This window comes from uncultured Chloroflexus sp. (assembly GCF_937129525.1).
Taxonomy (GTDB): Bacteria; Chloroflexota; Chloroflexia; order Chloroflexales; family Chloroflexaceae; genus Chloroflexus.
Map to the genome: position 1 here is coordinate 23865 of NZ_CAKZNK010000029.1, position 14231 is coordinate 38095.

Genomic DNA, 14231 nt, shown 5'->3' on the forward strand with positions numbered 1-14231 from the left:
CAAAACATTTTGCAAACACCCGAAAGGTTGCGATCCAGGTATGCACACATTTCTGATCGGCATGAGCTATCCCTTCCGCGCCATTCGACTGATTGCCGGACAGCCTGCGCTCTGGCGCTACATTGCCATTCCAATTGGACTGAATCTACTGGTTGGTTTCGCGCTCTACACGACCCTGTTGCTGGCCGGCTTTCAGGCTATTGAAACCCTGCTCGCAGGCTGGCCGGTCTGGATTGCCTGGCTGGCGCAGATCGTGCTGGTCATTGCGCTCTTTATTGGGCTAGGGTATCTGCTGGTACGGTTCGGGGTTGTGCTCGGCTCGCCGTTTTACAGCCGATTGTCAGAATTGCTCGAAGAACGGTTGCTCGGTGTGGCGACCACGGCGCCGCCAGCGAACGTCGCCAATGTGCTGCGCGATCTCAGTCGGGCAGTATTGTTTGAAGTGAAAAAACTACTGCTCACGCTGTCCATTGCGCTACCTGCCCTCTTGCTCAACTTCATTCCGGGTGCCGGCTCAATCCTGGCAACGATCGCTGGTATCACGCTGGGCGCCACCATCGCATGCCTTGATTTCTTCGATCCTCCCCTCGAACGACGGCGATTAGCGTTCCGCGCCAAACTGGTCTTTATCCGCCGCCATCTGCCGGCGAGCGCCGGGTTTGGCCTGATCTGTCTGGCTCTGGTCAGCATTCCCTTGCTCAACCTGCTCGCAGTGCCGGTCTGTATTACTGCTGGTACTCTCTTCTTCTGCGAGCAGGCGCGATCGTTGCAGGTAGTCACTGCCCGCCAGGGTTAGGCACAATCCGGTAGATGTTTCCATTCCGATCATCGGAAACGAAAATGACCCCATTGGGCGCGATAGTAACCCCCGCCGGTCGGCCCCACGCTCCGCCACACTCTTGTTGTGGATGATCGCGGAAGCCGGTTAGAAACGGCTCAGCCGATACCGGTACGCCATTGCTGACGCGAATGCGCTGTACCCGACAATCGCGTGGCGTGTCATCGGCATTCCAGGATCCGTGATAGGCAATGAGCAGATCGCCGTCTGGCAATCGATCCAGACCGAGTGGCGCATAATGGGCCAGTTCGGTAAACAGCGCCGGCGTAGCTTGCGCGCAACTGGTGAACGTTTGATCGAGCGGCACGCGCTCATCGCGCACTTCTTGCGCGCCAACTGGCACCGGCCCCAATTCCGCCGTATAGCAGTAGGGCCAGCCGTAATGCCGACCGCGCTCAACGTTGATCACAACCTCTTCTGGCGGCAAATCATTCCCAAGGCCATCGCTGCCGTTGTGAGTTGCCCAGAGACGACCATCAGGCAAGAAGATGAAATCAACGCTATTGCGCAAGCCTTCCGCCCACACCGCGCGTCGGCGTGGATCGGGATCGTTGATAAAAGGGTTGTCATCCGGAATGTCGCCGTCGAGGGTATAGCGTAAGATTGCCGCCCGGCGCGGATCGCCTTCACTGCAACCGACTGTAATATTGCATTTTGAGCCGACTGACACGTAGAGCATACCATCCGGGCCGATGCGCGCAGTGCGCGTCGAGTGGCCGCCATCATTGGGCAGGCCGGTAACGATGACCGTCACTTCATCGCTGCTGAAACTGCCATTGTTATCGTTATCGCGCAGTCGCCACACCGTAGCGTTACCGGCGGCATACAGATCGCCGTCGTGCCAGGTCAGGCTATGGACACCCGGCAGATTGGTTGCCACTGCGATCACCTCATCAGCTCGACCATCGCCGGTTTGGTCAGGCAGGCGGACAATGCGGTTCGCGCCACGTTCAGCAACGTACAGCATACCATCTGGGCCGATTGCCATCAGGCGTGGCCGGTTGAGGCCGGCGGCATATTGGCGCGCAACATACCCATCGGCAACCTGCAACCGCGCACTCACCTCGTCAGGGTCGGGAATGACAAGGGTATGACTGATAAAAGGCAGAAAGATGTACTGAGGGGACTGAGCCAGTCCGACTCCGACCAGTCCGATCAAGAGCAGGAGCGCGCTGAATAGCCATCGCTTTGCCATGGAGTTTCATCCTTCGTCTGCGTTGGGATGAGTCAGAATTTACTCTCATCATAGCAGATCGCGCCTCGCTGCCGCCACCGCAAACAGCGCAGCGCATCCCACAGAAGCTACGACGTAGCGCCTGAACACCACAACGAGACCTGGAGGAGAGAGGAGATTGATCTGAACGTACCGTGAGAAAGAGCGCTGAAACCTGACCCAGAAAGTATGAGAGCGGCGCGAAGCATGTTCGCGCCGCGTCACCGAAATTAGCAGAGGCAACCTGAATAACTGGTTCTTTATAGGGAACTCTTTAACTGCCAATAGACGATAGCCAGAACAATGATTGTTGCCCGGTTGAAATTCTGCACTGCTGGATGATCCTTCAGATTCAGCTTGCTGTAAAGCATATCGATGTACTTCCGCACTGTCGGTTCGCTCAGATGGAGGCGACTGGCAATGACTGACGGAGAATAATGGATATGCCGGGCAATGTTCAAAAGGTGTCGAGGCAGGCGTGGCAATTGCTTCGCGACCTCCACGACGACGGGGCGCAGGTGCGGGTCAATTGAGGCGAGGAAGTGCTCAAGTGGGTTCATGAGCGTCCCTCCGTTGTAGTGGTGAAACGAACAGGCCGGAAAGCAACCTGATTGCGCTAACTGGTGCGCTGGTGAATTCCGTCTTTGTCTGGTGGGTTTTATTGATCATGTCTCATAGTACCGGTTGAGCCTCGTTTAGTGAAGTGCAAATAAGCCAAATTTTTGATGAATTAAGCGGCACCCACCGTTGGTTCGCCAGATAGAGGCGACTGGCGATGATTGAAAGAGGGCAATGGATATGCCGGGTAGTCTTCTAAAGGTGTCGAAGGCGCCTGGCATTTGCTTCGTGACCCGCGCGACGATGGGGCGGAGGTGTGAGTCAACTGAGGCCAGGAAGTACTCGAGCAAATTCATATAGGCCGGAAAGCAACCTGATGACGCTAACTGGCGCGCTGGTGAATTCCGTCTTTGTCTGGTGGGTTTTATTGATCATGTCTCATAGTACCGGTTGAGCCTCGTTTAGTGAAGTGCAAATAAGCCAAATTTTTGATGAATTAAGCGGCACCCACCGTTGGTTCGCCAGATAGAGGCGACTGGCGATGATTGAAAGAGGGCAATGGATATGCCGGGTAGTCTTCTAAAGGTGTCGAAGGCGCCTGGCATTTGCTTCGCGACCCGCGCGACGATGGGGCGGAGGTGCGGGTCAATTGAGGCGAGGAAGTGATCGAGCGGAATGTACAAGCGTTCCTGCTCAATCTCCCGGCTTTCACCGGTTATCTATCTGCGTCTATCCAAAGCGCGACGCGGGGCAACCGTTTTGTTACCCCGCGTCATTGATCCAGTTCTATACTGAGCGCCTTACCGGTTGAGCCGGCGCTTAATCTCCTCGGTCAACAACGGCAAAACCTCATTGACATCGCCAACCAGGCCGAGGGTGGCGATGCGGAAGATCGGCGCTTCAGGGTCTTTGTTGATCGCAACAATCGCGCGACTGGTGCGCATACCAGCAAGATGCTGGATGGCGCCACTGACGCCGGCAGCGATATAGAGTTTAGGGCTGACCGTCTTGCCGGTCTGGCCGACCTGATGCTCATACGGCACCCAGCCATCGTCAACAATCGCTCGCGATGCGCCATACGCTCCACCCAGCGCTTCAGCCAGTGGCGGAATCAGGCGATAATAGTTGTCTTTGTTGCCCAACCCGCGTCCACCGGTAACGATGATCGCGGCATCGGTCAGGTTTACTGCTCCCACTTTCGGCGCGATCGCCTGCACTTCGACGCGCGGATGCAAATCGGCGATTGCCAGCTCGGTCACCGGCGCGCTGCGTTCAGGTTGCGCGGTAGCTTCAGGAAAACTCTGCTTGCGAACGAGCGCCACGACCGGCTTGCCGGCAGCGAATCGGTAGGTGTTGATCACGTTTCCACCGTGAGATGGTCGAGTAGCCTGAATTGCGCCCTCAACGACTTGAATGTCGGTGGCATCAACAATCAGACCGGCTTGCAGGTCGGTCGCCAGGGCCGCGCCAAAATCACGCATCTGGAAGCCGGTGCCGGCCAGGATCAAGGCGGGCTGGCAGACCTCAACCGCAGCCTTTGCTGCCGCGACATAGCCATCGGTGGTATAGTTCGCCAGCGCCGGCGCCTGAACGGTATAGACCTGATCGGCGCCAAAGTTACCGGCCTGTGCCGCCACTGCTGTGGTGGGGCCAATCGCCAGCGCAGCCAGCTTACCGCCGAGCGCGTCAGCCAGTTGCCGCCCTTTGCCGAGCAATTCGCGCGAAATGGCGGCCAGATCATTGCCAATTGCCTCTAGAATCACCAGTACGTTGCTCATGATCGGCTCCTTTCCGCGCTCAGATAACTTGATACTCCATCAGCTTATCGACCAGCTTGCGCACCTTCGTTGCGGCATCAGGGCCATCGATCATCTCACCCTTCGGACGTGGCGGTGGCGGCACGCGCTCAACCAGTTGCGCTGTTGGCGTCAAATCAGCGGCGCTCAGCCCAAGATCGGCTGCCGTCCATACCGGTGGCTCGACCTTGGCCACTCGCTTAATCTTGAGCAACGACGGGTAGCGTGGTTCGTTAATATCTTTAATAACCGACATCACGGCTGGCAGACGGCAAGTCACCGTCTCAATCACGCTCTCAAGGTGGCGTTCAGCCTTGATAGCGCCTCCTGGCTGCAATTCCAGCACCTTGCCGACGTAGGTCAACTGCGGCCAGCCCAGTAAACGAGCCAGCGCCGGCGCGAACGCGCCGCTCTCATCGTCAGTGCTATTGCGGCCAGTAATGACCAGATCGACATCTCCCAGCTTGCGGATTGCCGCCGCTGCAACCCTGGCCGCAGTGATTGTATCGAGCTGCGCAAATGCCGGATCGTTCAACAGCAGCGCATCGGTTGCGCCCATCGCCAGCGCCCGCCGCAATTGCTCAACCCATTCAGGAGTGCCGATCGACAGCGCTGTTACCTTTCCGCCGTGCTGTTCATTCCAGCGGATACCCTCTTCCAGCGCATACTCGTCAAAGAGGTTAATAATCTTTTCGATCCCTTCGGCATCGATGGTCAGATCCGGTCGAATCTTGACCGAATTATCGCGCGGAACCTGTTTGAGACACACAACGATGTGCATTATATGGCCTCCTTCGCACCATAGGACGGTAACGCACTGCATTATAACAGAGTGAGCGAAAGATTGAGCGCAGCGGGAATATCGCGGGCGAAATGGAACAAATCACCCGGTAGATCGGCAAGTCGCAATGCCTGTTCGGGTCGCGTGCCCACCAGCGCCGCGCGCGCTCCAAGCAAGCGCGCTCCACGCCCGACCCGAATCAGGGTCTGAATAGTTGTTTCGTCAAGAGCGGCAAGACCGTTAATATCAATCACTACCAGACGCGCGCGACGTTGCTGAATTGCCTGAAGCACAGTTTGCTCAAACTGCTTGCTACGCTCATTGTCAAGATAACCAACCAATGGCACAAAAATCGTCTGTGGGCCGAGCGGTGTCACCGGCAAGCTAAGCGCTCGGATCGTTGCCTGCAACTGCAATTCGCGCTCAAGCTGCGCCTGCTGCGCCTGCAAAGCAGCGGCCAATTGCTGTTGACGAGCGTGGTTCGTGTCGAGGAGATGTTGAAAAGCGTCGCGTAGTCGCCGAATCTGGTTGATAGAACTGATTGCGCTAAGCTGGCCGGTCGCTTCGGTCGTGGCAAAACGTTCAGCGTCAGCCGTCAGGCGATCAACACTCTTGCCGACCTGCCAGATCAGCGATATGGCCAGCGCGAGCGCAATGAAGACTGCCGTCCCTACAACTGCAGACGCAATCCAGAAACCCTCGTTGGCGATCCGTTCCAACGCGGCAATCTGCTGCAAATAAACCACTTCGTACTCACGCTGCGCGCCAATTGTCAGGCTGTGAATGGCGCGGATATTTCGATAATAATCCACCCCTCTGATTAACGCCTGCGCCCGCTCGTAATCGCCGCGATCGAGAAAGGTCAATGCGGCGTCATGCTGGGCAACCATCACCTCATAGCGCGCCGCCAGTTCAAGTTCGATGAAACCGCCACTGCGCTCGTTATGCGCCTCGAAGAATCGGCGCGTTTCCGCTCGAATCTGCTCTACATCGCTGCGATTCCTACTTGCGCCTTCAATCAGATCACTCACGTAAAAGTGTTCGAGCAGAATGAGTGACTCGGTCTGAGCAACCTTGATGAGATTGAGCGCGCTGCGATCAACCGCTTTCAGGCCTTCGCTAATGCGTTGTTGGGTATAGAGTGCCACAATCCCGATCAGGGCCAGGGCAACAAAGAGTGGTGAGAGTGACAGAATAAGTCGGGCGCGCAAGTCCATGATTGCACTCGATTGATGAGTCCATTGATTGACTGATAACATTTTACCATTTTTTAGTGATTGGTTTTCCACGACAGCGATGAGTCGCTTCCCTGCTATAATACAGCGAAACATCGTGCATGATCCTGTATGCAAGGAACGAGCAGCGCTATGGCCAAGATATTGCAACACCTGCCGGTCGGTGAAAAGATCGGTATCGCCTTTTCTGGCGGTCTCGACACCAGCGCCGCAATCCACTGGATGCGCGCCAAGGGCGCTATTCCCTATGCCTACACTGCCAATCTCGGGCAACCTGACGAACCCGATTACGAAGATATTCCGCGCCGGGCGCTGCTATACGGCGCCGAGGCCGCCCGGTTGATCGATTGCCGCCATCAGTTGGTCGCCGAAGGTCTGGCTGCATTGCAGTGCGGCGCCTTTCATATCTCGACCGCCAGTTTGCCCTATTTTAACACCACGCCGCTTGGTCGCGCGGTCACCGGAACAATGCTGGTGGCGGCAATGCGCGAAGATGGCGTGCATATCTGGGGCGATGGCAGCACCTATAAGGGCAACGATATTGAGCGTTTTTACCGCTACGGCTTGCTGGTTAACCCCGATCTGCGCATCTACAAACCATGGCTCGATCAGGCCTTTATCGACGAATTGGGCGGACGGGCTGAGATGTCGGCTTACTTGAGCCGGGCCGGTCTCGAGTATCGCATGCCAGCCGAAAAGGCTTATTCGACCGATTCGAATATGCTTGGCGCGACCCATGAGGCGAAAGATTTAGAGTTTCTCGACCGCAACATTACCATCGTCAATCCGATCATGGGCGTGCCATTTTGGCGACCAGAGGTGCCCATCGAGTACGAAGAGGTGCGTATCACCTTCGAAGAAGGCTTTCCGGTCGCGATCAATGGCGTAACCTTTCCCGATCACGTGGCGTTGATGGCTGAGGCTAATCGGATCGGCGGACGGCACGGACTTGGTATGAGCGACCAGATCGAAAACCGCATCATCGAGGCCAAGAGTCGCGGCATCTACGAGGCGCCGGGCATGGCGCTGCTCTTCATCGCCTATGAACGATTGGTGACCGGCATCCACAACGAAGATACTATCGACCAGTACCGCGAGTATGGTCGCAAGCTTGGTCGCTTACTCTATGCCGGACGCTGGTTTGATCCTCAGGCCATGATGATCCGCGAGTCGTTGCAGCGCTGGGTTGCGCGCCTTATTACCGGTGAAGTAACTATCGGTCTGCGCCGAGGGAATGATTATTCCATCCTGGATACCAGCTCACCGAACCTGACATACGATCCGAGCCGGCTGACAATGGAAAAGGGTGAAGCCAGTTTTACCCCGCAGGATCGGATTGGACAGTTGCACATGCGCAACAACGACATCGCCGACACGCGCAAGAAACTGATGGTCTATCTGCGCACCGGCCTCCTCGGTGATAGTGGGATTCTGCCGCAACTTAATCCGCCTGACACCTCAGCCAAATCGTCTGACGCCAGTGAAGCGTAAGCACAGCTACTGCGGGGCGACGATGAAGTCGCCCCATCTGCTTATTTTATTTAGATAGTGCCGCTTGCAGGGTGCTAAACGCGCGGATAGTATGTAAATCGATCCCTAGAGTCACCAGGGTCTGCGCCACTTCAGGACGAATCCCAACCAGAGTGACCTGCGCCCCCATCAAACGCGCCGCTTCAACAATCTGAATCAGGCTCCTCGCTACCTGTGTATCAATCACCGGAACACCGGTGACATCGATCAATAACTCGCGAGCGCCGGTATGCTCGATCTGGCGTAAAGCTTGCTGCTGCATATCGGTCAGGCGGGCTGTGTCGAGCGCCCCGATCAGTGGCATAACCAGGGTTGTTGACCGCACTGGTAGAACCGGCACGCTCAATTCACGAATAGCCTGGCGCTGTTGCTCATTTTCAGCCAGGAGTCGGGCCTGTTCGGCGGCGCGCCGTTCGAGTTCCTCGAGCGCAGTTTGGAGCGCTGCTGTGCGCTGACTCACCTGTTGTTCAAGCTGGTCGTTGAGCTGGGCCAGCCGGCTCGCGCTCTGCTTCGCCTCTTCGCGCAACCGGCGCGTTTCGCGCAGTGTGCGTTCAAAGATCATGCTACCGACAAAGGTGAATAGAGCAGTGCTGAATTGCAGGAAGATCGCCGCCGCATCGAGTACTGTGCCCAATTCGCCGGAAAATAGTGGCGTACCGCCAAGCTGACGCGCAACAGTGCCGCTAATCAGATTAATTGTTAGAATGGCCCAAATGAGCGGTGGACTGACAGTTAATCCGGCGACCAGGAGCGATAGGTTCAGGTAGAAGAACGAGGTGTAGGGGCTGGTTGCTGAGGTATTGATGATAGTTGGCGCGATGGTTGGCAGGATGATGAAAGCGATCAAGATCAATCCACCCACGTTCACAAAACCAGCTCGCGTTACAGCAATTGCAATGATGTAGGCAATAATGCCGCTGGCAATTGCAATGTTTCCCCCTGCTCCGCTACCGGTTATGATGCTGATAGGGATGGCCAGAATGGCCAGAACTATCATGATGAGGGCAAGGATGATGGTTGTTTTTCCCCGTCGAACGGTATCTTCGTCACTGCTTCGAATCTCCGTTAACCAGGCGAACCATGACTGCATATATACCTCTAATATATACCTCTAATGTGAACTGACTGCCCCCGTTCGACATCTATGATATACGAATCGATTCAAAATCGCTATCCTGATCATGCCTTTCTTTAGTTAGAATCTGGTGATCTTTCGATGTCTATCCACGTCTCAACGACGTGTCTACGCCTGCCTGAAGCGAGCAATAGTCTGCCAGACATCCTCTGAAGATCGGCACAGTCACCATTCAACCTCCAACATTGCGTGAGCTTACATGCGGCAGTTGCCGATAGTGAGCGAGCGCCTCTCCCATGCGGTCGAAACGGTCACCGTTTAACGTCGCCCGGGCCGGCGGCACAATCCAGAAGTTTCCGGTCTTTCACTACCAGCTACACATTATTTGTGAAAAAAATTACAAAAATTTAATAGTACATTTCTCCTACCTGTTGTCGTTAATCATTGGTTCCATCCACCACCTTACGACGGGACTCTTTCGCCTCTCGTCATCCCCGACTGCGCCGGCTACAGTAGAAGCAAGAGACGGCTTTGCCATCCGCTTTCAATCTATCGAGCGAGGCCGCTATGCGCACCAATCTGCTTCTCTGCCTGCTTCTCTGCCTTTTGCTGGCTCCAGCTTCAATCCTTTCCGCAAGTCCGGCTGCGGAACCGAATATACCGTTACCGCCAGATGATGTCTTGATCGCGCCATTGCCGGCGTCGCTGGCTTTCACCGTTGATGGCGAGCAAGACGCGCGTTTGCCCAGCCAGTATCTGGCCGGATCGGTGGCAGTGCGCCTGGTTTTGCCGGAAAGCAACGGCGAATTCGATCGCTCAACGGAAGATTGGACAGTGTTTCAGATCGAACAGGTCGTTGCTCAAACTCAGGCTGCCCTGGATTGGTGGCGCGAACGGTTGCCTGCTGCCCGGCTCGCCTTTGAGCTGACGGTGCAGGTTGTGCCAACCCGCTACGAGCCGATTCGTTATGGCCTGGCGCAAGAAGGTTTGTGGATCGGTGATGTGTTGCGGCGGTTGGGTTACGAGAGCGCGAACTATTTCGAGCAGGCATACATGGCTGCCTTCGATCTCCGCGACCACAACGGTACCGATTGGGCAACCACCATCTTCATCGTGAATAGCGCTCAGGACGATGGCTACTTTGCTGATGGCCGCTTTGCCTATGCGTATCTTAATGGCCCGTTTAGCGTTATCACCTCTGACGGCGGACCGTACAGCACACAATGGCTGCGCGCCGTGATCGCCCACGAACTTGCCCATCTTTTTGGCGCTCTCGACCAGTATAGCGCAGCCGGCATCAGTTGCGATCAACGGAGTGGTTATCTCTACGCTCCCACGACGAACAGTATGTTCAATAACTGCGGAACCAACGAGCCGAGCATCATGCGCGAACTGATCAATAGTTTCACCATCGGCGCAGTTGATGTGTCGGCGCGAGCGCAGCTAGGCTATCGTGACAGCGACGGTGACGGTATCATTGACGTATTAGATACAACGCCGTTCATCACGATTGCGAATACGCTCCAATCCCGCAGTGGCCGCCCGCTGGTCGAACTGGTCGCGCGCGATCAGGCCTTCCCATCACCGGTTCAGCCCGATGCCAGCATCAATCCGATTACCGCGATTGAATACCGGGTAAATGAGAGCGACTGGCAACTGGTTATTCCCGCTGATGGCGCGTTCGATCGGGCGCTCGAAACAGCCGAGATCGAACTACCGCTGTATGACGGTGACTACGTAGTCGAATTTCGCGCGTTCAATGCCGCCGACAATACCTCTGACGTCGTGACCCAGACGATGACGGTCAATGGCCTGGGGCCGGCGCCAGCCTATCGGATTGCCGGGCCTGCCCGTCTCGAAGGACAAGCGCTCATCATCCGCGCCCAGGCGCCATCAGGCACACAGTTGATTGAGGTGAGCGCGCAACGCGCCTTCGCTGATGCTGTGCGACTCCCGTATGAACCGGAACTTACTCTGATGCTTGATAGCGCACCTGCGCTGAGTGTTGTGCCGGCTACCATGCCGACGATCTATGTGCGTTTCATTGATCAAGCCGGACTGCCGTCACTTGTTTACAGTCTACCGGTTGAGATACCCGTTCCAGAAACCTATCAGGTGATGATCCCGATCGTCACGCGATAGTGGCAATGCTAGAGGAAACGCGCGCCAATTTGCCGGCTGGCTCTGCGCCAGCCGGTCAAAATTTTGCAAAAATGTTACCATTTTTGGTTTGCCAACCCGATATACTATGCTTGTCTGTTCGCTGTCTTTGTGAAACAGGGAGTCTGCTTGTATGCCTCGTAGCCGCCATCTAAACCTGTTACTGCTCCTGGGGATCTTGCTGATCGGCTGGCCGGCGACTGTGCCGCCAGCGCAGTCGGCAAACCCTTCGGCGTTTGGCGCCAACACTCACATTGCAATGACCTACCCGTTTCCCGACTCGCTCAACCGACCGGCTGATGTCATCGCTCAGAGTGGGTTGGGTTGGGCGCGGGAAGAGTTTCAATGGGGGCGGATCGAACCACGTCCCGGTCAATTTGACTGGACGTTCACCGACCGGGCAGTGAATGAATTGGTGCAACGTGGCATCAATATCGTTGGTCTCCTCAATCCGGCAGTGGGTTGGGGTACGCCTGACCCATCGGATGACAATATTCCACCGGATCAGGGTAGTTTCTATCCGCCTGATCCACAACTTTTCGCCCGTTTCGCCGCGACGGTGGTCAATCGCTATAAAGATCGCGTTCGCTACTGGCAGGTATGGAATGAGCCTGACAACGCCGTTTACTGGCGACCGGCGCCCGATCCGGCAGGCTATGCCGCTCTGCTGCGCGCTGTCTATCCGGCGATCAAACAGGCCGATCCCGGCGCTACCGTGTTGGCCGCCGGCATCGTATCGCCCGAACCGGCTGGTTCCTTCCTGCAAGCCATCGCCGACAATGGCGCCTGGGGTTCATTCGATGTGATTGCACTGCACCCTTACACTGATCCGAATAGCCCGGAGGAAGGATCAATTGATACTGTCGGTATTGGCGCGATCAAGACACTGGCAGCCCGGCTCGGTCCCAAACCGATCTGGGTAACCGAGTTTGGCTGGTCTGATACTCCAAGTGATCGCACTGGCAATCGAGTGACCGATCTTGAAACGCAGGCCAACTATCTCGTGCGCGCGATGGTGCTCTTGCGGCAGGCTGGCGTGGAGCGGGTCATTATGTTCCGCTTCAAAGATATGCAATTGCGCGACGGTGTGCCGTTCAACGGCTACGGCCTGCTCCGCTACGGCAGCGGACAAGACGATTACACCCAGTTCAAACCGGCTTTTAACGCCTTCCGCGCGCTCAATCAGCAAGTCGGTGGACGACAACCGCTTGGATTGCGCCGTCTCAGCGATGAACGGGTAGCGTTCAATTTTGAACGGGCGATCGCCTGGCAGACTTTCCCTACTGGCAATGGTTCAATCGCGCAGAGCGGCGCTCAGGCGCGCAGTGGCAACGGCGCTGCGGAAGTGCGCTACCGCTTTGCTACCGGCGATAACGACTACGTTAGCTTCACTCCACGCGAGAACATCACCTTCCCAGCAGGCACAACCCAGCTCGGCATATGGGTGTATGGCGACGGTAGCAGTTTCGATCTCAAGGTACAACTGCGTGATGCCCAGGGCGAGATTTTGCAATATCGCCTCGGCAAGATCGGCCCTGCTGGCTGGCAACAGCTCGTGGCTGCGATCAATGGCCCGGTTGAGCAAGGCAACCGGATTCGCTTCGTCGATGGGAAGCTTGATGGCGACATCACTTTACAAGCGATTGTGATCGATGACGATCCGGATAGTCGCACCGGTGAAGGGGTCATCTATCTCGATGATCTGACCGGCTTCAGCGGGCCGGAAGCCTATGCTGCCCGCTTTGCCGCCGATCGTGGCGTGGTTGAAGTTGTTTGGGCAGTCGGTGGTGGCCAGGTACGGATTCCGAGCGCCGATCCCGAAGTGACCATCATCGATCGCGACGGCGGTCAACGTCGCCAGGCGGCGCCCGGCGGCGTGTTAACACTCGATGTCGGGCCGCGTCCGGTCTACCTCATCTATCAACCGGCAGCAGCGGCGCCATCCAATCCGCCGCCGAATCCACAGCCGCCGGTTAGCGGTGGCGGGTTCGTATCGCCGAACGGCTCGTTTGCCGATGATGCGATGCGCAATGTCTGGCAACGAACCGATCAACCGGTAGCAAACGGCGCTCCCGGCCTTCGACCCCGGTCGTGGATTTGGGGACCGCAACCGATCAGCGGCGCAATGCGTGAACCATACGCGCAAAGCCCGGGTGGCAGTCGGCTGGTACAATACTTCGATAAGAGCCGAATGGAGATCAACAACCCTGACGCCCCCCGCAACCAATGGTATGTTACCAACGGTCTGCTGGTAGTGGAAATGTTGACTGGACGGTTGCAGCTCGGCGATGCGCAGTTCGAAGAACGCGCGCCGGCCAGCGAAGCGGTTGCCGGCGATCCGGCCAGCGTCAATCCCAATGCGCCAACCTACGCCACGCTGCGCAGCGTAGCCTTCCCTGTCAACCAAAACCGGGCAGCAGATCGCGTTGGACAGGTGGTCACCGCATTTCTCAACCGTGATGGCGCCGTGGTCGATCGGCCCGATCTAGCCCGCTACAACATACGGATTGGCCAGTATGAAGCGACCCTTGGCCACAACATCCCCCAGGTCTTTCTCGATTACTTCGCCCAGCAGGGCATTGTCCTCGAGAATGGTCGCTACGTGAACCGCCAGATCATCGACTGGCTGTTCGTGATGGGTTTGCCGATCAGCGAGCCATACTGGGCGCGAGTGAAAGTTGGCGGCGTGGAAAAAGACGTGCTGATGCAAGCCTTCGAGCGGCGCGTCTTGACCTACACCCCTGACAACGATCCGAACTGGCGCGTCGAAATGGGGAATGTCGGCCAGCACTACCTGCGCTGGCGATACGGCCAATAGCGCATTGCCTATCGCCTATCGCCTATCACCAAACGCGCCGGCCACCTGCTGGCAGATGGGGGGCGCAGCAGCGCTGCGCCCCTACCCCTACCCCCTTTCCGCCCGCCGCTCCCCGTAACACGCAATGCTTGACCATCGGCTATCGGCTATCGGCTATCGGCTATCGGCTATTGATCTACCGCAGAGGTCGCAGAGAACGCAGAGAGACTATCGCCTACCAGCTATCG

Annotated in this window: 10 protein-coding genes; 4 read left to right on the top strand and 6 right to left on the bottom strand. The window is 56.8% G+C overall.

Features of this window, described 5'->3' with window-relative positions:
• The first annotated feature begins 40 nt into the window (after positions 1 to 40).
• A complete protein-coding gene (locus Q0650_RS02715; protein ID WP_298815670.1) occupies positions 41 to 796 on the top strand; it encodes an EI24 domain-containing protein in 756 nt (251 codons plus the stop codon).
• Here Q0650_RS02715 and Q0650_RS02720 read toward each other — a convergent pair.
• From Q0650_RS02720 to Q0650_RS02740, 5 genes are all read right to left on the bottom strand, one after another.
• Positions 777 to 2033, bottom strand: a complete 1257-nt coding sequence (locus Q0650_RS02720) for a sorbosone dehydrogenase family protein (RefSeq protein WP_298815672.1) — start codon at positions 2031 to 2033, stop codon at positions 777 to 779. The genes Q0650_RS02715 and Q0650_RS02720 overlap by 20 nt on opposite strands.
• Positions 2034 to 2311: 278 nt before the next feature.
• Positions 2312 to 2611: a hypothetical protein gene (locus tag Q0650_RS02725; protein WP_298815674.1), complete on the bottom strand. Its 300-nt coding sequence runs from the start codon at positions 2609 to 2611 to the stop codon at positions 2312 to 2314.
• Between the two features lie 798 nt (positions 2612 to 3409).
• Positions 3410 to 4387, bottom strand: a complete 978-nt coding sequence (locus tag Q0650_RS02730; RefSeq protein WP_298815676.1) for an electron transfer flavoprotein subunit alpha/FixB family protein — start codon at positions 4385 to 4387, stop codon at positions 3410 to 3412.
• A gap of 19 nt (positions 4388 to 4406) precedes the next feature.
• Positions 4407 to 5186, bottom strand: a complete 780-nt coding sequence (locus Q0650_RS02735) for an electron transfer flavoprotein subunit beta/FixA family protein (protein ID WP_298815678.1) — start codon at positions 5184 to 5186, stop codon at positions 4407 to 4409.
• A gap of 41 nt (positions 5187 to 5227) precedes the next feature.
• Positions 5228 to 6403, bottom strand: coding sequence for an STAS domain-containing protein (locus Q0650_RS02740; RefSeq protein ID WP_298815680.1), 1176 nt, complete (start codon positions 6401 to 6403; stop codon positions 5228 to 5230).
• 150 nt (positions 6404 to 6553) lie between these two features.
• Here Q0650_RS02740 and argG point away from each other — a divergent pair, with 150 nt between their 5' ends.
• Positions 6554 to 7912: an argininosuccinate synthase gene (gene argG / locus Q0650_RS02745; protein ID WP_298815682.1), complete on the top strand. Its 1359-nt coding sequence runs from the start codon at positions 6554 to 6556 to the stop codon at positions 7910 to 7912.
• A gap of 46 nt (positions 7913 to 7958) precedes the next feature.
• Here argG and Q0650_RS02750 read toward each other — a convergent pair whose 3' ends face one another.
• Positions 7959 to 9041: an STAS domain-containing protein gene (locus Q0650_RS02750; protein WP_298815684.1), complete on the bottom strand. Its 1083-nt coding sequence runs from the start codon at positions 9039 to 9041 to the stop codon at positions 7959 to 7961.
• 552 nt (positions 9042 to 9593) lie between these two features.
• Here Q0650_RS02750 and Q0650_RS02755 point away from each other — a divergent pair.
• Both Q0650_RS02755 and Q0650_RS02760 read left to right on the top strand, forming a co-directional pair.
• Positions 9594 to 11168 (top strand): hypothetical protein, encoded by a 1575-nt coding sequence (locus Q0650_RS02755; RefSeq protein ID WP_298815686.1) that lies wholly within the window; start codon positions 9594 to 9596, stop codon positions 11166 to 11168.
• Positions 11169 to 11319: 151 nt separating this feature from the next.
• Positions 11320 to 14004: a flagellar filament outer layer protein FlaA gene (locus tag Q0650_RS02760; protein WP_298815688.1), complete on the top strand. Its 2685-nt coding sequence runs from the start codon at positions 11320 to 11322 to the stop codon at positions 14002 to 14004.
• The last annotated feature ends 227 nt before the right edge of the window (positions 14005 to 14231 follow it).